The sequence below is a fragment of the Mesorhizobium sp. B2-4-3 genome (genome assembly GCF_006442815.1).
Lineage (GTDB): Bacteria > Pseudomonadota > Alphaproteobacteria > Rhizobiales > Rhizobiaceae > Mesorhizobium.
The window spans coordinates 250145-270085 of record NZ_VFVL01000004.1 but is presented as its reverse complement, the minus strand read 5'-3'; the positions used below and the strand labels follow the sequence as shown (position 1 = coordinate 270085).

The 19941-nt window shown below is 64.0% G+C and carries 18 protein-coding genes; 14 read left to right on the top strand and 4 right to left on the bottom strand.

The genetic code is table 11. The features are described 5' to 3' along the window. Window positions 1–16: 16 nt before the first annotated feature. From FJ956_RS06885 to FJ956_RS06860, 6 genes are all read left to right on the top strand, one after another. Window positions 17–1372 (top strand): pyruvate dehydrogenase complex dihydrolipoamide acetyltransferase, encoded by a 1356-nt coding sequence (locus FJ956_RS06885; RefSeq protein ID WP_140672988.1) that lies wholly within the window; start codon window positions 17–19, stop codon window positions 1370–1372. Window positions 1373–1504: 132 nt separating this feature from the next. Further along, window positions 1505–2143: an SGNH/GDSL hydrolase family protein gene (locus tag FJ956_RS06880; protein WP_140672987.1), complete on the top strand. Its 639-nt coding sequence runs from the start codon at window positions 1505–1507 to the stop codon at window positions 2141–2143. Window positions 2144–2170: 27 nt separating this feature from the next. Beyond that, a complete protein-coding gene (lpdA, locus tag FJ956_RS06875; protein WP_140672986.1) occupies window positions 2171–3619 on the top strand; it encodes a dihydrolipoyl dehydrogenase in 1449 nt (482 codons plus the stop codon). 138 nt (window positions 3620–3757) lie between these two features. Beyond that, complete coding sequence (locus FJ956_RS06870; RefSeq protein WP_140672985.1) at window positions 3758–4015, top strand: GlsB/YeaQ/YmgE family stress response membrane protein; 258 nt, start codon at window positions 3758–3760, stop codon at window positions 4013–4015. A gap of 124 nt (window positions 4016–4139) precedes the next feature. Continuing rightward, window positions 4140–5105 (top strand): lipoyl synthase, encoded by a 966-nt coding sequence (gene lipA / locus FJ956_RS06865; RefSeq protein ID WP_140672984.1) that lies wholly within the window; start codon window positions 4140–4142, stop codon window positions 5103–5105. 6 nt (window positions 5106–5111) lie between these two features. Further along, window positions 5112–5567, top strand: coding sequence for a type II toxin-antitoxin system RatA family toxin (locus FJ956_RS06860; protein WP_140672983.1), 456 nt, complete (start codon window positions 5112–5114; stop codon window positions 5565–5567). Here the strand turns inward: FJ956_RS06860 and FJ956_RS06855 are convergent. Both FJ956_RS06855 and FJ956_RS06850 read right to left on the bottom strand, forming a co-directional pair. Further along, the gene (locus FJ956_RS06855; protein ID WP_140672982.1) at window positions 5546–6067 is read right to left on the bottom strand and encodes a CinA family protein; all 522 of its coding nucleotides are present in this window, start codon (window positions 6065–6067) and stop codon (window positions 5546–5548) included. The two genes, FJ956_RS06860 and FJ956_RS06855, sit on opposite strands and share 22 nt — an antisense overlap. After that, window positions 6064–7290, bottom strand: a complete 1227-nt coding sequence (locus tag FJ956_RS06850; protein ID WP_140672981.1) for a bifunctional 2-C-methyl-D-erythritol 4-phosphate cytidylyltransferase/2-C-methyl-D-erythritol 2,4-cyclodiphosphate synthase — start codon at window positions 7288–7290, stop codon at window positions 6064–6066. The genes FJ956_RS06855 and FJ956_RS06850 overlap by 4 nt, the downstream gene beginning before the upstream one ends. Before the next feature lie 253 nt (window positions 7291–7543). Here FJ956_RS06850 and dusB point away from each other — a divergent pair, with 253 nt between their 5' ends. From dusB to hflX, 8 genes are all read left to right on the top strand, one after another. Further along, window positions 7544–8572 carry a tRNA dihydrouridine synthase DusB gene (dusB, locus tag FJ956_RS06845; RefSeq protein WP_140672980.1) on the top strand — a complete coding sequence of 343 codons (1029 nt, stop codon included), beginning with the start codon at window positions 7544–7546 and terminating at the stop codon, window positions 8570–8572. Beyond that, window positions 8569–9711 (top strand): nitrogen regulation protein NR(II), encoded by a 1143-nt coding sequence (locus FJ956_RS06840; RefSeq protein ID WP_140672979.1) that lies wholly within the window; start codon window positions 8569–8571, stop codon window positions 9709–9711. Before dusB ends, FJ956_RS06840 begins: the two co-directional genes overlap by 4 nt. After that, window positions 9708–11168 (top strand): nitrogen regulation protein NR(I), encoded by a 1461-nt coding sequence (gene ntrC, locus FJ956_RS06835; RefSeq protein ID WP_140657239.1) that lies wholly within the window; start codon window positions 9708–9710, stop codon window positions 11166–11168. Before FJ956_RS06840 ends, ntrC begins: the two co-directional genes overlap by 4 nt. A gap of 121 nt (window positions 11169–11289) precedes the next feature. Continuing rightward, window positions 11290–13581, top strand: a complete 2292-nt coding sequence (locus FJ956_RS06830; RefSeq protein ID WP_140672978.1) for a PAS domain-containing sensor histidine kinase — start codon at window positions 11290–11292, stop codon at window positions 13579–13581. Next, entirely contained in the window at window positions 13571–14932 is a 1362-nt protein-coding gene (locus FJ956_RS06825) for a sigma-54 dependent transcriptional regulator (RefSeq protein ID WP_140672977.1), read from the top strand. The genes FJ956_RS06830 and FJ956_RS06825 overlap by 11 nt, the downstream gene beginning before the upstream one ends. Window positions 14933–15013: 81 nt before the next feature. Then, on the top strand, window positions 15014–15877 hold the full coding sequence (locus FJ956_RS06820; RefSeq protein WP_140672976.1) for a D-amino-acid transaminase: 864 nt from the start codon (window positions 15014–15016) through the stop codon (window positions 15875–15877). Between the two features lie 143 nt (window positions 15878–16020). Next, window positions 16021–16266: an RNA chaperone Hfq gene (gene hfq / locus FJ956_RS06815; protein WP_006202172.1), complete on the top strand. Its 246-nt coding sequence runs from the start codon at window positions 16021–16023 to the stop codon at window positions 16264–16266. After that, window positions 16267–17655: a GTPase HflX gene (gene hflX / locus FJ956_RS06810; RefSeq protein ID WP_140672975.1), complete on the top strand. Its 1389-nt coding sequence runs from the start codon at window positions 16267–16269 to the stop codon at window positions 17653–17655. Between the two features lie 8 nt (window positions 17656–17663). Here hflX and mazG read toward each other — a convergent pair whose 3' ends face one another. After that, entirely contained in the window at window positions 17664–18488 is an 825-nt protein-coding gene (mazG, locus tag FJ956_RS06805; RefSeq protein WP_140672974.1) for a nucleoside triphosphate pyrophosphohydrolase, read from the bottom strand. A 183-nt stretch (window positions 18489–18671) separates the two neighbouring features. Continuing rightward, a complete protein-coding gene (locus FJ956_RS06800) occupies window positions 18672–19856 on the bottom strand; it encodes an amino acid aminotransferase (RefSeq protein ID WP_140672973.1) in 1185 nt (394 codons plus the stop codon). Between the last annotated feature and the right edge of the window lie 85 nt (window positions 19857–19941).

The following is a 19941-nucleotide window of genomic DNA, read 5'->3' as shown; positions in this document are numbered from 1 at the left end:
CGGTCGGGAGGACATCATGCCAATCAACATCACCATGCCGGCGCTCTCGCCCACGATGGAAGAGGGCAATCTTTCCAAGTGGCTGGTCAAGGAAGGCGATAAGGTCTCGCCCGGCGACGTGATCGCCGAGATCGAGACCGACAAGGCGACGATGGAAGTCGAGGCCGTCGATGAAGGCACGGTCGCCAAGCTGGTGGTTCCGGCTGGCACCGAGGGCGTCAAGGTCAACGCGCTGATTGCCATCCTGGCTGGTGAAGGCGAGGATGCCGCTGCCGCTGCCAAGAGCGGCGGCGCCGCCGCGCCCAAGGCCGAAGCGCCGAAAGCGGATGCCCCGAAGGCCGAAACGCCCAAGGAAGCCCCCAAGCCGGCAGCAGCCGCGGCGGCGAAGGCCGAGCCTGCACCCGCCGCCAACGGGCACGCTGCCGGCGATCGCGTCTTCGCATCGCCGCTGGCTCGCCGCATCGCCAAGGATGCCGGCGTCGACGTGACCGCGCTGACCGGTTCCGGCCCTCATGGCCGCGTGGTGAAGGTCGATGTCGAGGCGGCGATCGCTTCCGGCGGCGCTCCGGCTGCGAAGGCGCCTGCCGGTGCTCCATCCGCTCCGGCGGCCGCGCCAAGGCCGATGTCGGACGATCAGGTGCTGAAGCTGTTCGCCGAAGGCTCCTATGAGCTGGTGCCGCATGACAATATGCGCAAGACCATCGCGCGCCGCCTGGTCGAGGCGAAGTCGACCATTCCGCATTTCTATTTGACGCTGGATTGCGAACTCGATGCGCTCTTGGCGCTGCGCACGCAATTGAATGCCGCAGCACCCATGAGGAAGACCGACAAGGGCGAAGCCCCGGCCTACAAGCTCTCGGTCAACGACATGGTGATCAAGGCGATGGCCATGGCGCTGATGGCGGTGCCGGACGCCAATGCCTCCTGGACCGAGAGCGCCATGGTCAAGCACAAGCACGCCGATGTCGGCGTCGCCGTGTCGATCCCCGGCGGCCTGATCACCCCGATCATCCGCCATGCGGACGAAAAGACGCTGTCGGTCATCTCCAACGAGATGAAGGACCTGGCGAGCCGCGCCAGAAGCCGCAAGTTGAAGCCGGAAGAGTATCAGGGCGGCACGACGGCGGTGTCGAATCTGGGCATGTTCGGCATCAAGGACTTTGCCGCGGTCATCAACCCGCCGCATGCGACGATTTTGGCGGTCGGCGCCGGCGAGGAGCGGGCGGTGGTAAAGAAGGGCGAGATTAGAATAGCCACCGTGATGTCGGTGACCTTGTCGACCGATCACCGTGCCGTCGACGGCGCGCTCGGCGCCGAACTGCTCGGCGCCTTCAAGCGCTTGATCGAAAACCCGATGGGCATGCTGGTGTAAAAGGGAAAAGGCGGTGCGGAAATTCTTCACCAGCCTTTTCGCCTTGGTCATTTTCGATCCCGCTGGCGAGCTCTTCGCACGCCGGCGTGTCAGGCGCTCACAGTCAGATTTCGGCAAGGGTGGGGCAACCGCATGAAGACAATTCTCTGCTATGGCGACTCGCTGACCTGGGGCTATGACGCCGGCAGCCTCGGCCGCCACGCGCTGGAAGATCGCTGGCCGAGTGTGCTGAAGGCGGCACTGGGCGACGACGTCGAGGTCATCGCCGAAGGCCTCAACGGCCGCACCACCGCCTTCGACGACCATCTGGCCGGCGCCGATCGCAATGGCGCCCGCGTCCTGCCGACGATCCTGACCAGCCATGCGCCGCTCGATCTCGTCATCGTCATGCTGGGCTCCAACGACATGAAGCCCTGGATTCACGGCAATCCGGTCGCGGCCAAGCAAGGCGTGCAGCGGCTGATCGATATCGTGCGCGGCCATGACTTCCCATTCGAATGGCCGGCGCCGCAGATGCTCATCGTCGCGCCGCCGGCGGTGACGCGCACCGACAACGCCGAATTCAAGGAAATGTTCGCCGGCGGCGACGACGCGTCCAAGCGGCTGGCGCCGCAATATTCGGCACTTGCCGACGAGGCTGGCTGCGGCTTCTTCGACGCCGGCAACGTCGCCACCACCACGCCGCTCGACGGCGTCCATCTCGATGCCGAGAACACGCGAAACATCGGCAAGGCTCTGGCGCCGCTCGTGCGCATCATGCTCTCGCTCTAACCCTCAGAAAGATCAGGGAGAAAACCCGTGGCTGAATCCTACGACGTCATCATCATCGGCTCAGGCCCCGGCGGCTATGTCACGGCGGTGCGTTCCGCCCAGCTCGGCTTCAAGACGGCAATCGTCGAGCGCGAGCATCTTGGCGGCATCTGCCTCAACTGGGGCTGCATCCCCACCAAGGCGCTGCTGCGCTCGGCCGAGATTATGCATTATTCGGATCATCTGAAGGATTACGGGCTGAAGCTTGAAGGCGGTAAAATTATCCCCGACACCGCCGCCGTGGTCGACCGCTCGCGAAAAGTGTCGCTCAGGCTCAACACCGGCGTCGGCTTCCTGATGAAGAAGAACAAGGTCGACGTCATCTGGGGCGAGGCGAAGCTCTCGAAGCCCGGTGAGGTCGTCGTTTCGAAGACCGCGAAGAAGGCGATGGAGCCGCAGCCGCCGGTGCCGAAAGGCGTCAAGGGCGAGGGCACCTACACTGCCAAGCACATCATCCTGGCGACCGGCGCAAGGCCGCGCGCGTTGCCCGGCATCGAGCCGGACGGCAAGCTGATCTGGACCTATTTCGAGGCCATGGTACCGAAGGAAATGCCGAAGTCGCTGCTTGTGATGGGCTCGGGCGCCATCGGCATCGAGTTCGCTTCCTTCTACCGCACCATGGGCGCCGATGTGACGGTGGTCGAGCTGCTGCCGGCGGTGATGCCGGTCGAGGACGCCGAGGTCTCGAAATTCGCGCAGAAGCAGTTCGAGAAGCAGGGGATGAAGATCCTCCTCGAGGCCAAGGTGACCAAGGTTGAAAAGGGCGCCAATTCGGTCACCGCGCATGTCGAGATGAAGAACGGCAAGGTCGAGAAGATCACCGCCGACCGCATGATCTCGGCCGTCGGCGTGCAGGGCAACATCGAAAATCTTGGCCTGGAAGCGCTTGGCGTGAAGACGGATCGCGGCTGCGTGGTCGTCGACGGCTACGGCAAGACCAATGTGCCCGGCGTCTACGCCATCGGCGACGTCGCCGGCCCACCGATGCTCGCCCACAAGGCCGAGCATGAAGGCGTCGTCTGCATCGAGAAGATAGCCAATTTCCCGGGCGTGCATGCCATCGACAAGTTGAAGATCCCCGGCTGCACCTATTGCAGCCCGCAGGTTGCGTCCGTTGGCTTGACGGAAGCGAAGGCCAAGGCTGAAGGCAAGGACATCCGCGTCGGCCGCTTCCCCTTCAGCGCCAACGGCAAGGCCATCGCGCTCGGCGAGGACCAGGGCTTCGTCAAGACCATCTTCGACAAGAAGACCGGACAGCTTCTCGGCGCGCACATGGTCGGCGCCGAGGTGACCGAGCTCATCCAAGGGTTTGTCGTGGCGATGAACCTGGAGACGACCGAGGAAGAGCTGATGCACACGATCTTCCCGCATCCGACGCTCTCGGAGATGATGAAGGAGAGCGTGCTCGACGCCTATGGCCGCGCTTTGAACGCATGATAAGTCACCGATCGGTGATAAATCGCCAACCCGTGCTAACTTGGTTGGGCGAGACTCACGCGCGGCAGCCGGAGAAATCTGACGGCAAGGCAGTTCGTATCCGGATGCATCTTCACCTGATCGAGGAGGAATTGGCACATGCATATGAATGGCGTCGGCTGGATCGCAGCCATCATCGTCGGCGGCTTGGCGGGCTGGCTGGCCGAGATGGTCATGAAGAGCAACACCGGCATCTTCATGAACATCATCATGGGGGTCGTCGGCGCGGTGGTGCTCAACGCGATCCTGCAGGCTCTCAACATCCAGTCGTTCGGCGTCGGCTGGGTCGCCTATCTGATCACCGGCTTCATCGGCGCCTGTCTGCTGATCTTCGTGGGACGGCTTGTTCGCCGCTGAATGAAGACGCTATGCGAAAATGGCCGTGGCGGCATGCGCCGCCGCGACCTTTTTCTTTGTCTCGAAAAGTCCTAGATGTCGAAGGACAGGCGGCTAGCGAAATCGCGGCCGCGAAGGGTTTGAGATGGTCACAGTCGTAGACACGATCGCCAACCGGCCGCGCCCGCGGCATCCCGAGAAGGCGCACCGGCCCGACCAGGAGGTGCTGCGCAAGCCCGACTGGATCCGCGTCAAGGCGCCGGTTTCCAAGGGCTATGCCGAAACGCGCGAGATCGTGAAGTCGCACAAGCTGGTGACGGTGTGCGAGGAGGCCGGCTGCCCGAATATCGGCGAGTGCTGGGACAAGAAGCACGCCACCTTCATGATCATGGGCGAGATTTGCACGCGCGCCTGCGCCTTCTGCAATGTCACGACCGGTATCCCGACCGCCCTCGATGCGGATGAGCCGGCGCGCGTGGCGCACGCCGTCAAGCAGATGGGGCTGAGCCACGTCGTCATCACCTCCGTCGACCGCGACGACCTGGCCGACGGCGGCGCGCAGCATTTCGCCGAAGTCATCCGCGCCATCCGCGCGGCAACGCCTTCGACGACGATCGAGATCCTGACGCCCGACTTCCTGCGCAAGGACGGCGCGCTGGAGATCGTCGTCGCCGCCAAGCCCGATGTCTTCAACCACAATCTCGAAACCGTGCCGTCGAACTACCTGACGGTCCGTCCCGGCGCGCGTTATTTCCACTCGATCCGGCTTTTGCAGCGGGTCAAGGAACTCGACCCGTCGATCTTCACCAAATCCGGCATCATGGTCGGCCTCGGCGAAGAGCGGAACGAGGTGCTGCAATTGATGGACGATCTGCGTTCGGCCAATGTCGACTTCATGACCATCGGCCAGTACCTGCAGCCCTCGAAGAAGCACCATCCGGTGATCCGCTTCATCCCGCCGGACGAGTTCAAGTCCTATGAGACGATAGGCAAGACCAAGGGTTTCCTGTTGATGGCGTCGAGCCCGCTGACCCGCTCCTCGCATCACGCCGGCGAGGATTTCGCCAGGTTGCGCGCGGCGCGCGAGGCGCAGCTCGCGAAGGCCAGCTGACCTTCAATGCCGAAATTCGAGGCGACACGCCGCGTCGCGCATACACCGCAAGAGATGTTCGCGCTGGTTGCGAACATCGAGGCTTACCCGCAATTCCTGCCGCTCTGTGAATCGCTCACCGTGCGCTCGCGCAAGGAGCGCGACGGCCGCACCATCCTGGTTGCCGACATGAGCATCGGCTACAAAGCGATCCGCGAGACCTTCACGACCCAGGTGTTGCTGAAGCCCGACGAGAAAGCGATCGACGTCAAATACATCGACGGTCCGTTCAAATATCTCAGCAATATCTGGCGTTTCGATCCCGCCGGAGGCGGCTGCGAGGTGCATTTCTTCATCGATTACGAATTCAAAAGCCGCATCCTGGGCGCGGTGATGGGCACGATGTTCGATCGAGCCTTCCGCATGTTCTCGGAAGCTTTCGAGAAACGCGCCGACGTTATCTACGGTGTAAAGCCCGCCTGATTTTCACCCGGCTCGATCCTGCCCAGCGCGCGCAAGCCGAGTTGCAGCGCGTGCCTTACCGTCTCGTGCCGGATGAATTCGCGGCCCTTGTGGCCGAACAACTGCCGCTCGGCGATAACGGGTTGTCCGGCAAGCGCTATCCCGAACCAGACAAGGCCGATCGGCTTGTCCGTCGAGCCGCCGCCCGGACCGGCAATGCCGGTGACGGCGAGCGCGATCTTCGCCTGCGAATGCGTCAGCGCACCGGCGGCCATCTCCAGCACCGTCTGGCGCGAGACCGCGCCATGGGCCTCGATCGTGGCGGCGGAAACGCCGAGCATCTCCATCTTGGCTTCGTTGGAATAGGTGACGAAGCCACGATCGACCACGGCGGAGGACCCGGCGATGTCGGTCAGCGCCGCGATGATCAGGCCGCCGGTGCAGCTTTCGGCCGTCGCCAGCATGATGCCGCGCTGCTGACAGGCCTGGAGCAAAGCTATAGCGAGTTCGGCGTTGCTCATGCCGGCACCTCTCCCGGATAGACGACGCTGGCGGTAGCGATCGCGGCGATGCCTTCGCCACGCCCGACAAAGCCGAGCTTCTCGTTGGTCGTCGCCTTGATCGAAATACGCTCGCGCGCGATGCCGAGCATGGCCGAAAGCGCCTCCGTCATCGCGGCGCGATGCGGCCCGACGCGCGGCGCCTCGCAGATCAGCGTGATGTCGGCATTGGCGATGCGGCCGCCGCGCTCGCGCACCAGCCTTGCCGCATGCTCGACGAAGATCTTCGAAACGGCACCCTTCCATTGCGGGTCCGATGGCGGGAAGTGCGTGCCGATATCGCCGGCGCCGCAGGTGGCGAGCAACGCATCGGTCAGCGCATGCAGCCCGACGTCGGCGTCGGAGTGACCGGAAAGTTTGCGATCATACGGGATGGCGACGCCGCAGAGCGTGACATGGTCGCCGGGCTCGAACGCGTGCACGTCGTAGCCGTTGCCGGTGCGAATATCCGGGAAGCGCTGCGCGCTCAAGAGCCGCTGGTCGGCCAATGCAATGTCCCTTGCCCAGGTGAGTTTGACGTTGTCCGGCGATCCGGGAACGATCTTGACCGGTATCTGCGCCCATTCGGCGATCGCCGCGTCGTCGGTGAATTCCGTCTTGCCCAGATGATGCGCCTTTTCGTGCGCAGCGAGCAACGGCCAGAACGGAAAACCTTGCGGCGTCTGCGCGGCATGAAGGCCGGCTCTCGACACCGTCTCGTCGATCATGCCGGCGGCCGATTCCCGCTTCAGCGTGTCGGCGACGGGCAGTGCCGGCAGCGCGCCCTGGCGCTCGCCGATCGCTTCGATGGTGCGGTCGATCAGCCCGGCATCGACAAACGGGCGTACGGCATCGTGCACCAGAACTTTTGCGGGTGCCTGGTTCCTCAATGCCAGAAGCCCGAGCCGGACGGACGCCTGGCGCGAAGGGCCGCCGATCACGGCGACAAGGCGATCGCCATGCGCCTCGGCCGCGCGTTGGAAGAGTTCGGCATCGTCGGCGTGGATGGCCACGACCACGCGGCCGATCATCGGATGGGAGAGAAAGATATCCAGCGTATGCGCGATGACGGCGCGGCCGCCGATGCGCTGATATTGCTTCGGACCGTCGACCTGTCCGGCGCGCGCGCCACGGCCGGCGGCAACGATCACCACCCCGATCCCGCCACTCAGGCCCGCCGCTTGCTTTTCGCTTGCCTCGCTCATTCCGATCGGTCCTAGAGCCGGATGATTTCAGGTCGATTCGACCTGAAATCTGAATCCGTCTCTAAATCAAAGAAGTAGAGCATGATGTCGGCCGAAAACCGCTCACACTTTTCGGCATCATGCTCTAGTCGCGCTCTCGGCCGAAGGCCAGCATTTTCCAAAATGCGCCTTAATGTGACGTCATTGCGCGTTGCACAATGCCACACTTCTGGCTAGAGAATGTGCAACGACCGAACATGCTTGGTTTTTGTGCATGACTGAATTGACCACATTGGCATCGCCGCTCGATGTCGGCGGCGTGAAAATCCGTAATCGCGTTTTCTTGGCGCCGATGTCGGGCATCACCGACGAGCCGTTCCGGCAGCGCGCCCACGCGCATGGCGCGGGATTGGTCGTTTCGGAAATGGTTGCGAGCGGTGAACTGGCCAAGGGCAGGGCAGGCTGCGATCTTCGCATCCGTCATTCCGGCCTGCCTGTGCATATGGTGCAGCTTGCCGGCCGCGAGGCAGTGCACATGGCCGAAGGCGCGCGCATAGCGGCGGGCGAGGGCGCCGATATCATCGACATCAACATGGGCTGCCCGGCGAAGAAAGTGACCGGCGGCTATGCCGGTTCGGCGCTGATGCGCGACCTCGACCATGCGCTGTCGCTGATCGAGGCGGTGGTCGGCGCAGTCTCGGTACCGGTGACGGTCAAGATGCGGCTCGGCTGGGACGAAAGCGCGCTCAACGCGCCGATGCTGGCGCGCCGCGCCGAACAGGCCGGCGTCAGGATGGTCACCGTGCATGGCCGCACCCGCTGCCAGTTCTACCAGGGCAAGGCCGATTGGCGCGCCATCGCGCGCGTCAAGGAAGCTGTATCGATACCCGTGGTGGCCAATGGCGATGTCGGGTCGCCGGAAGAGGCGGCGACCATCCTCGAACAGTCCGGCGCCGACGCGGTGATGATCGGCCGCGCGCATTACGGCGCACCATGGATCGCCGGCGACATTGCCACAGCCGCCGCCGGTGCAAGCGCGCAAGCAATTCCGCGCATGCCGCGGGCACTCGCCGACTACGTCGTGTCCCACTACGAGGATATGCTCTCGCTCTACGGTATCGAAAGTGGCCTGCGCCAGGCGCGCAAGCATGTCGGCTGGTATCTTGACCGCCATACGGCCGATGTTTCAGCCGAGCTGCGCAAACGCATTCTGACTTCCTTCGACCCGCGGGAAGTCGTCGCCGAGCTGCGCCGCGCGTTCACTGACAGCTTGTGCTCGATCAGCCTGCGGAGCGCGGCATGAAGGCCAACGTTCCCCAGCAGGCCGACATGGCGGACGCCGCCAACATCGTGCTCAACACCATCCGCCGCCCGGTGATCATGGTCGATCCCGACGGCTTCATCATTTTTGCCAACGCCGATGCCGAGGACTTCTTCCGCTCCAGCGCGACCATGCTGGCCCGCAACACGCTGTCCAAGCTGGTGCCCTTCGGCAGCCCGTTGCTGACGCTGGTCGATCAAGTGCGCGAACGCCGCGCGCCGGTCAACGAATACCGCGTCGACGTCTCGTCGCCGCGCCTCGGCATCGAGAAGATGGTCGATCTCTATGTCGCGCCGGTGCCGGAGTTTCCCGGCTCGGTCGTCGTCATGTTTCAGGAACGGTCGATGGCCGACAAGATCGACCGCCAGATGACGCATCGCGGTGCGGCGCGCTCCGTCACCGGTCTTGCCGCGATGCTCGCGCATGAGATCAAGAACCCGCTCTCCGGCATCCGCGGCGCCGCCCAGTTGCTCGAGCTTTCCGCCTCCGATGAAGACCGCGCGCTGACCCGCCTGATCACCGACGAGACCGACCGCATCGTCTCGCTGGTCGACCGCATGGAAGTGTTCTCCGACGAGCGGCCGATTGAGCGCTATCCGGTCAATATCCATGTCGTGCTCGACCATGTGAAGGCGATTGCCAAGAATGGTTTTGCAAGACGGATCAAGATCTTGGAGGAATATGATCCATCATTGCCTCCGGTCTTCGCCAACCGCGACCAACTGATCCAGGTCTTCCTCAATCTGGTGAAGAACGCCGCCGAGGCTATCGGCGCCGACCCGCAGGGCGAGATCATGCTTTCGACGGCTTTTCGCCCTGGCATCCGTGTTTCCGTGCCGGGGACGCAGGACCGGGTCTCGTTGCCGCTGGAGTTCTGCGTGCATGACAACGGGCCCGGCGTCTCCGAGGACATCCTGCCGATCCTGTTCGATCCGTTCATCACCACCAAACCCAATGGCTCAGGACTTGGGCTGGCGCTGGTAGCCAAGATCGTCGGCGAGCATGGCGGCATCATCGAATGCGATTCGACGCCGCGCGGGACGACGTTCCGCATCCTGCTTCCGGCCTGGAAGGAGACCGCGCCCGGCGCCGGCGAGGAAGCTGAAGGAGACCGCACATGACCGCTCGCGGCAATATTCTCGTCGCCGACGACGATGCGGCCATCCGCACCGTGCTCAACCAGGCGCTGTCGCGGGTCGGCCACGAGGTGCGCGTCACCTCGAATGCCTCGACGCTGTGGCGCTGGGTGGCGGCGGGCGAGGGCGATCTCGTCATCACCGACGTGGTGATGCCGGACGAAAACGCCTTCGACATGCTGCCGCGCATCAAGAAGGCGCGGCCCGAGCTGCCGGTCATCGTCATGAGCGCGCAGAACACCTTCATGACCGCTATCCGCGCCTCCGAGACCGGCGCCTACGAATATCTGCCGAAGCCGTTCGACCTGACGGAGCTGCTCAACATCGTCAACCGGGCGCTGGCCGAGCCGAAGCGGCCGAAGCTCGATGCCCGCGCGGAAGATCAGCCGGAGACGATGCCGCTGGTCGGCCGCTCCGCCGCCATGCAGGATATCTACCGCATGCTGGCGCGCATGATGCAGACCGACCTCACGGTCATGATCAGCGGCGAGTCCGGCACCGGCAAGGAGCTGGTGGCGCGCGCGCTGCACGAGTACGGCCGCCGCCGCGGCGGCCCGTTCGTGGCCATCAACATGGCGGCGATTCCGCGCGACCTGATCGAATCGGAACTGTTCGGCCACGAGAAGGGCGCCTTCACCGGCGCCCAGAACCGCTCCAGCGGCCGCTTTGAGCAGGCCGAGGGCGGCACGCTGTTCCTCGATGAGATCGGCGACATGCCGATGGAAGCGCAGACCCGGCTGCTGCGCGTGCTGCAGCAGGGCGAATACACCACGGTCGGCGGCCGCACGCCGATCAAGACCGACGTGCGCATCGTCGCGGCCACAAACAAGGACCTGCGCACGCTCATCAACCAGGGCCTGTTCCGCGAGGACCTGTTCTATCGCCTCAATGTCGTGCCGCTGAGGCTGCCGGCGCTGCGCGAGCGTTCCGAGGACATTCCCGATCTGGTGCGGCATTTCTTCAAGCAGGGCGCCAGCGAGGGCTTGCAGACCAAGCGCATATCGTCCGGCGGCATCGAGCTCATGAAACGCTATCCCTGGCCGGGTAATGTGCGCGAGCTTGAAAACCTGGTGCGCCGGCTGGCCGCCCTCTACTCGCAGGACGAGATTTCGTCGGAAATCATCGAGTCCGAACTCAAGACCGGCGAAAGGCCGGTCGTGCCCGACGGCGGCGCGCTCATCCCCGACGATCTGTCGATCGGCCAGGCGGTCGAGCATTTCCTGCAGCGCTATTTCGCCTCCTTCGCCGGCGAATTGCCGCCGGCCGGGCTTTACCAGCGCATTCTTGCCGAGGTCGAGTATCCGCTGGTGCTGGCTTCGATGACGGCGACGCGCGGCAATCAGATCAAGGCGGCGGAACTTTTGGGGCTCAACCGCAACACGCTGCGCAAGAAGATCCGCGAGCTCGGCGTCAACGTCTACAAATCGGCCAGGCAGCCGTAGCGTCACCTCGTCCCCTCGGTGAATTTTGTCTGGGAAAGATTATCTTCCCGGCCACACTTGTTGCATAATCGCCACAATGCGTTGCATACATCCGACGCGATGACCGACTCTGTACCGCGACATGGCAGCTGAGGCTCCGACCCTGAACCAACGGCTTTTCAACCAGACCGGCACGCGTGACGGGCGACGGTTGCTGGCGTTGCCCGGCGTCGTCGCCATAGCCGGCGCGATGATCACGGCCGCCATCTCGTTTGCGATCCTGGTCGGCGCAACGCCGATCGCGCCGACCGCCGACGCGACCTGGGCCCTGATCGCGGCCAATGCCGTCTTTGTCCTGTTCCTCATCGCCTTGATCGCCCGCGAGGTGCGACGCATCGTCCTGGCGCGGCGCCACGGCAGGGCTGCCTCGCGGCTGCATGTGCGCATCGTCGCCATGTTCGCGCTGGTTGCCGCCATTCCGGCCATCATGGTGGCGATCATCGCTTCGATCACGCTCGACATCGGCCTCGACCGCTGGTTCGAAATCCGCACCAAGACGATCGTCAACTCATCGCTGTCGATTGCCGACGCCTATGTGCAGGAGAACGCGCGCAACCTGCAGGGCACGACATTGTCCATGGCATACGATCTCGATGCCTCGCGCACGCTCTACGGCCTCGACCGGGGCGGTTTCCTCGACCTGTTGAACAAGGAAGCCGTCGGGCGCGGACTGGCGCATGCGGCCCTGATCAAGCCGGATGGCTCGTTCGTCATGAACGCCAAGACCGATGCCGATTTCCCCATGCCAGAGCCGCCTTCGGGCGCTGTCGACACCGCGTCCGACGGCAAGCCGGTGCTGATCGAGCCGCGCACCCGCAACATCATGGGCGCCATCATCAAGCTGCGGGAGATCGAAGGGCTTTACCTGTATACGATTCGGCTCGTCGATCCCGACGTGATCAAGGCGCGCCAGATCGTCAGGTCCAACACCGACGAATACCGCAATCTCGAGGACAACCGCCGGACCTCGCAGGTCGCCTTCGCGCTGCCCTATCTGTCGCTGACGCTGATCATCACGCTCTCGGCTATCTGGACCGGCATCGCGGTCGCCGACCGGATCGTGCGGCCGATCCGCCAGCTGATCGGCGCTGCCGACGAGGTGGCGACCGGCAATCTCGACGCTGCCGTTCCAGTACGCCAGTCCGATGGCGACGTCGCCTCGCTCGGCGAGACCTTCAACAACATGATCCTCGAGCTCAAATCGCAGCGCAACGAGCTGCTCTCGGCCAAGGATCTGATCGACGAGCGCCGGCGTTTCTCCGAGGCGGTGCTCGCCGGCGTCACCGCCGGCGTCATCGGTGTCGACCCTTACGGCATCATCACCATCGTCAACCGCTCGGCCGAGACCATGCTGACGATTTCGGCAAATGCGACGCTCGGCCAGAACCTGTCGACGGTCCTGCCGCTTGTCGGCCGCGTCTTCGAGATCGGGCGGCAGTCCGGCAAGCCGGTCTATCGCGAGCAGGTGACCTTCTTCCGCACCGGTCTGGAGCGCACCTTCAATGTCCAGGTGACGGTCGAATCCGGCGACGACGGCGAGGAAGAGAAATCCTATGTGGTCACGGTCGACGACATCACCGATCTCGTCCAGGCACAGCGCTCGTCGGCCTGGGCCGACGTCGCGCGGCGCATCGCGCATGAGATCAAGAACCCGCTGACACCGATCCAGCTTTCGGCCGAGCGCATAAAGCGCCGCTACGGCAAGGTCATCACCGAGGACCGCGAGGTCTTCGACCAGTGCACCGATACCATCATCCGCCAGGTCGAGGACATCGGCCGCATGGTCGACGAATTCTCGGCCTTTGCCCGCATGCCGAAGCCCGAGATGAAGGCTATCGACCTGCGTGAATCGCTGCGCGAGGCGTCCTTCCTGGTCGAGGTCAGCCGCTCCGACATCGCCTTCGAACGTGATTTCGGCAGCGAGCCCTTGAAAGGCACTTTCGACAGCCGCCTGATGGCGCAGGCCTTCGGCAACGTTATCAAGAACGCGGCCGAGGCGATCGACGGACTTGATGCGCAAGACCGTTCGGGCGGCACAATCCGGATTCAGGCCGGGCGCCAAGATGGCGCCATACGAATCGACGTTATCGATAACGGCAAGGGGCTACCGCGCGAGAATCGCCAAAGGCTTCTCGAGCCCTATATGACGACACGCGAGAAGGGCACCGGGCTTGGTCTCGCTATCGTCAAGAAGATCGTGGAAGACCATGGCGGCCGTCTCGAATTGCACGACGCGCCAGCGGATTTCCATGGCGGCCGGGGCGCGATGATCTCGATCATCCTGCCCCCGGCGACGATCGTAGCCGCGCCGCCACGCGGTGAAGGTCGAAGCGAACACGAAAGAGAAACTGAAAAGGTCGGTAATGGCGTCTGACATTCTCATCGTCGATGACGAGGAAGACATCCGCGAACTTGTCGCCGGTATCCTGAGCGACGAGGGTCATGAAACACGCACGGCGCATGATGCCGACAGCGCGCTCGCGGCGATCGCCGATCGCGCGCCGCGGCTGATTTTCCTCGACATCTGGCTGCAGGGTTCGCGCCTCGACGGCCTGGCGTTGCTCGACGAGATCAAGACCATGCACCCGAACATGCCGGTGGTGATGATTTCCGGCCACGGCAACATCGAGACGGCGGTGTCGGCCATCCGGCGCGGCGCGTACGACTTCATCGAGAAGCCGTTCAAGGCCGATCGCCTCATCCTGGTCGCAGAGCGCGCGCTGGAGACGTCCAAGCTGCGGCGCGAGGTTTCCGACCTCAAGCTGCGCAGCGGCGAGACCTTCGACCTGATCGGCATGTCGTCGGCGATGAGCCAGCTGCGGCAGACCATCGAGCGAGTCGCGCCCACCAACAGCCGCGTCATGATCGTCGGTCCCTCGGGCTCCGGCAAGGAACTGACGGCGCGCGCCATCCACACGCTTTCGTCGCGCAAGACCGGTCCGTTCGTGACGCTGAGCGCGGCCACCATCACGCCCGAACGCATGGAGATCGAGCTGTTCGGCACAGAATCGAACGGCACCGAGCGCAAGGTCGGCGCGCTGGAAGAGGCGCATCGCGGCATCCTCTACATCGATGAAGTCGCCGATATGCCGCGCGAAACGCAAAACAAGATCCTGCGCGTGCTGGTCGAGCAGCAATTCGAGCGGGTAGGCGGCACCAAGCGCGTCAAGGTCGATGTCCGCATCATCTCTTCGACCTCGCAGAATCTCGAAGCGATGATCGCCGACGGCCGCTTCCGCGAAGACCTTTACCATCGCCTGGCGGTGGTTCCGGTCATGGTGCCGGGGCTCGCCGAGCGGCGCGAGGACATTCCCTATCTCGTCGACAATTTCATGAAGCAGATCGCGCGCCAGGCCGGCATCAAGCCGCGCCGCATCGGCGACGATGCGCTGGCCGTGCTGCAGGCGCATAACTGGCCGGGCAACGTTCGCCAGCTGCGCAACAATGTCGAGCGATTGATGATTCTGGCGCGCGGCGAAGAGGCCGATGCGCCGATCACGGCTGATCTTCTGCCCTCCGAGATCGGCGACGTGATGCCACGCACGCCCAACCAGTCGGACCAGCACATCATGGCGCTGCCGTTGCGCGAGGCCCGCGAGCAATTCGAGAAGGACTATCTGATCGCCCAGATCAACCGCTTCGGCGGCAACATCTCGAAGACGGCCGAGTTCATCGGCATGGAACGCTCGGCGCTCCACCGCAAGCTGAAGTCGCTGGGTGTGTAGGACCGGCGTGGCTCAGCCGATTGTCTGGTACGGCAGCGGCGGAATCGCCTAAGAAAGCCGGACATTTCCCTGAGGATGCCGATGCCGCGCATTGCCTATGTCAACGGGCGCTATGTCGTCCATGCCCAAGCCAGTGTCCATATCGAGGACCGCGGCTACCAGTTCGCGGATGGCGTCTATGAGGTCTGCGAGGTGGCGCGCGGCCATATCGTCGACATGCCGCGCCATCTTGCCCGGCTCAAGCGCTCGCTGAAGGAACTGTCGATCGCCTGGCCGGTCTCCGAAAGCGTCCTGCCGGTGCTGCTGCGCGAGGTGGTCAATCGCAACGGCGTGGTCGACGGCCTCGTCTATCTCCAGGTGACGCGCGGCGTCGCCAGCCGCGAGTTCGTGTTTCCGCCCGCGGGCACAAGGCCTTCCCTGGTCATAACCGCCAGGAAAGCCGATCCGGCCGCGGGCGCGAAGCGGGTGGAGACCGGCATCAAGGTCATCACCGTGCCTGAGAATCGCTGGGACCGCGTCGACATCAAGAGCACGGGCCTCTTGCCCAATGTGCTCGCCAAGCAGAAGGCCAAGGAAGCCGGCGCCCAGGAAGCCTGGTTCGTCGACACCGACGGCAACGTCAAGGAAGGCGGCTCGTCCAACGCCTGGATCGTCACCCGCGACGGCGTGCTGGTGACCCGGCCGGCCGAGCACGGCATCCTGCGCGGCATCACCCGCACGACGCTTTTCGATGTCGCCGCAAAGCTCGGCCTCAAGATCGAGGAACGCGGGTTTTCGGTCGCCGAAGCCAAGGCGGCCAGGGAGGCTTTCATCAGTTCGGCGACGACGATCGCCATGCCGGTGGTGGAAATCGACGGCGCGCCGATCGCGAATGGCCATCCTGGTTCCGTGACACTTTCGTTGCGGCAGGCCTTTTTTGACGTTGCGGAAAAAAGTCCAGCCTGATAACCGCACAACTGGAAGTAACCTCAACTATCTCATTCTGCTTGCCATTGTGTCGGCAAGAGGGGGTTTGCGCGCTTGACAGGTGCCGCGTAATTTGGCGCATTGGCCCGTAAACCGAAGGGGATCGGCGAAAGACAAGAAAAATGGCGGAACGATCGCAAAACCTTCAGGACCTGTTCCTGAATTCAGTTCGCAAGAGCAAAAATCCACTTACCATCTTCCTCATCAACGGCGTGAAGCTGACCGGCGTCGTCACTTCGTTCGACAATTTTTGTGTGTTGTTGCGGCGCGACGGGCACTCCCAGCTCGTCTACAAGCACGCCATTTCCACGATCATGCCGAGCCAGCCGGTTCAGATGTTCGATGGCGAGGAAAGCCAGGGCGCCTGATTGGCACGTGATAAGGACGCGGACCGCAGCGTTCGCGGAAAACAAGGACATCAACTCGGGCCGGAATCCAAGGATCCGACCCGGGCCGTCGTCATTGTGCCGGTGCTTACCCGCCAGCCGCGCGGCGACGACGAGTCGAGCCGTCCGCGTCTGAGCCGTTCGGCGGATGCACGCCACGACGAAGCAGTCGGCCTTGCCAGCGCCATCGATCTCAACCCGGTTCACACCGCGGTGGTGACGGTTGCCGATCCGCGGCCGGCCACGCTGCTCGGCAGCGGCAAGGTGGCCGAGTTCGCGGATATCGTGAAGGAACGCAAGGCGGAGCTGGTCATTGTCGACCATCCGCTGACCCCGGTGCAGCAGCGCAATCTCGAAAAGGAACTGAACGCCAAGGTGCTCGATCGCACCGGGCTCATCCTCGAGATCTTCGGCGAGCGGGCGCGCACCAAGGAAGGCACGCTGCAGGTCGAGCTCGCCCATCTCAACTATCAGAAGGGCCGCCTGGTACGGAGCTGGACCCACCTCGAGCGGCAGCGTGGCGGCGCCGGGTTCCTCGGCGGCCCGGGCGAAACCCAGATCGAATCCGACCGCCGCATCCTGCAGGACAAGATCACCAAGCTGAAACACGAGCTGGAGACGGTGCGCCGTACCCGCGACCTGCACCGCGCCAAGCGCAAGAAGGTGCCTTTCCCGGTGGTGGCGATCGTCGGCTACACCAATGCTGGCAAGTCGACGCTGTTCAACCGGCTGACCGGGGCAGGGGTGCTGGCCGAGGACATGCTGTTCGCGACGCTCGATCCGACGTTGCGGCGCGTGCGGCTGCCGCACGGCACGCCGGTCATCCTATCGGACACGGTGGGCTTCATCTCCGATTTGCCGACGCATCTGGTCGCCGCCTTCCGGGCGACGCTGGAAGAGGTGGTCGAGGCGGACCTCGTGCTGCATCTGCGCGACATCTCCGACCCTGACACGGCCGCCCAGGCTGAGGACGTCGAACGCATCCTTGGCGATCTCGGCGTCGACGCCGCCGACGCGAGCCGCGTGATCGAGGTCTGGAACAAGATCGATCTGCTCGACGAAGGCAATCGCGAGCGGCTGCTTGACGAAGGGGCAAGCGGCAAGTCTCCGCCGATAGCCATTTCAGCGGTGACCGGCGAAGGACTGGACACGCTGAAAGCGCTCATCGAGACGCGGGTGTCGGGCGAGCTGGAAACGATGACGGTGACGTTGAGCCCTGCCCAGCTCGGGCAGGTCGACTGGCTCTACCGCAACGGCGACGTCGTTTCGCGCACCGACAATGAAGACGGAAGCGTCACCCTCTCGCTGACCGCCACGCACAACGCCAGGCAGGAAATCGAGAGCCGCCTGCATCGCAAGAACGGCAGCTAAACCGCTGTTTATTTGGCGCTTTTGGCCTGCTGCCAGAGCGCTTCCATCTCGTCGAGCGTCGCCTTCTCCAGAGAACCGCCGGAAGCGTCCAGAGCCTGCTCGACATAGTGGAATCGCGAACGGAACTTTTCGTTGGTGCCGCTGAGCGCCGCTTCCGAATCGAGCTTGAGGTGGCGGCCGAGATTGACGACGGCAAACAGCATGTCGCCGAACTCGTCCTTGATGGGTGCGGCGTCGCCCCCGGCGAGTGCCTCGCGCAGTTCGCCAATCTCTTCCTCGATCTTGTCCAGGATGGGAGCCGCCTCGCTCCAGTCGAAGCCGACGCGCGCGGCCTTCTCCTGCAGTTTCAGGGCACGCGTCAGGGCAGGGAGCGCGACCGGCACGCTGTCGAGAAAACCCTTGCCGTGATCTTCCGGGTCGAGCCCGCGCGCGATGCGGGCGTCGCGCTTCTCGGCCTTTTCGGCGGTCTTGATCTTCTCCCACATGCCCTTGGCCATGCCGGCACTGCGCGCCTCCTCGTCGCCGAAGACGTGCGGATGGCGGCGGATCATCTTGGTGGTGATGGCCTCGACGACATCCCCGAAAGCGAACTCGCCGATCTCCTCGGCCATCTGCGCATGGTAGACGACTTGCAGCAGCAGATCGCCCAGCTCCTCGCGCAGATCGTCGAGATCGCCGCGCGCGATCGCGTCGGCCACTTCATAGGCCTCCTCGATCGTGTAGGGCGCGATGGTCGAGAAATTCTGCTCGATATCCCAGGGGCAGCCGGTCTTCGGCGCCCTGAGCGCCGCCATGATCTCGATCAACCGGGAAATGTCCTTGGAGGGCTTCATGAATTAAGCCTATCCCGCGGCCGGCGTCCGACCAATCCTGGCCGGACGCTGAACCGAGTTGTCCACAGACCAGAGCATGATGCCGAAAAGTGTGAAGCGGCTTTCGGGCGACATAATGCTCTATCTCTTTGATTTAGAGCCGGATTCAGATTTCCGGTCGTTTCGACCTGAAATCATCCGGCCCTAGTCGAGCACCGAGACGATCGCCTTGGCGAGATCGTCCATGCCGTCCTCCGGCAGGCCAGCCACGTTGATGCGGCTGTCGCCGACCATATAGACGGCGTGTTCGGCGCGCAGGCGTTCGACTTGCGCCTCGGTCAGCCCGAGTCGCGAAAACATGCCGCGATGGCTGGCGACGAAATCGAAGCGGTCGGAGTTGGACTGCCGGCGCAACGCCTCGGCGAAAGCGACGCGCAGCCTGAGCATGCGCAGCCGCATCTCCTCAAGCTCGGTTTCCCAATCCTTCTTCAGGGCAGCGTCTTCGAGCACCATGCGCACGGCCGTCGCGCCATGGTCCGGCGGCATCGAATAGAGCGCGCGCGCCGCCGCCAGCATCTGGCTCATCGCCACATCCGCCTGGGCGCCGTCCTTGGCCATGATCATCGCGGCGCCGACACGGTCGCGATAGACGGCGAAATTCTTCGAGCAGCTCGAGGCGACAACCATTTCCGGCACCTTGTCGGCCAGCAGCCGCAGGCCGGCGGCATCGGCGTCGAGGCCCTCGCCAAAGCCCTGATAGGCGATGTCGACGAAAGGCAGCAAGCCGCGCTCCAGCAGCACGTCGGCGACCTTGGCCCACTGCGCAGTATCCAGATTGGCGCCGGTCGGGTTGTGGCAGCAGCCATGCAGCAGCACGACATCGCCGCTGTTGGCCGTCCTGAGCGTCGCCAGCATCTCGTCGAAGCGGACAGCGCCGGAAGCGGCATCGAAATAGGGATAGTCGCGGACTTGCAGACCGGCGGCGCGCATCACCGGCGGATGGTTCGGCCAGGTCGGATCGGACAGCCACACGGTCGCGCCGGGACGCGTGCGCTGCAGAAGCTCCGCCACCAGCCTGAGCGCGCCGGATCCGCCCGGCGCCTGTGCCGCGCGGATGCGCGAATGGTCGGCATTCTCGCCAAAGGCGAGGTTGATCATGGCGGCGTTGAAGCCGGTGTCGCCGGCAAGGCCGAGATAGGTCTTGGTATCCTGGCTGGCCAGCAGCCGCTTTTCGGCCTCGCGCACGGCGCGCATCACCGGCGTCCTGCCGTCGATGTCCTTGTAGACGCCGACACCGAGATCGACTTTGCCGGGCCGTGGATCGTTGCGATAAAGGCCGATCAGGGCAAGGATCTTGTCGGCGGGCGCGGGCTGCAGGGTCTCGAACATCGAAAAGGACTCCTATGGCGGCGGAGTGATACGCAAATCGACACCGCCGCGCCAGCGGTTTCCTTAGAGCCGGCGGCACGAAAAG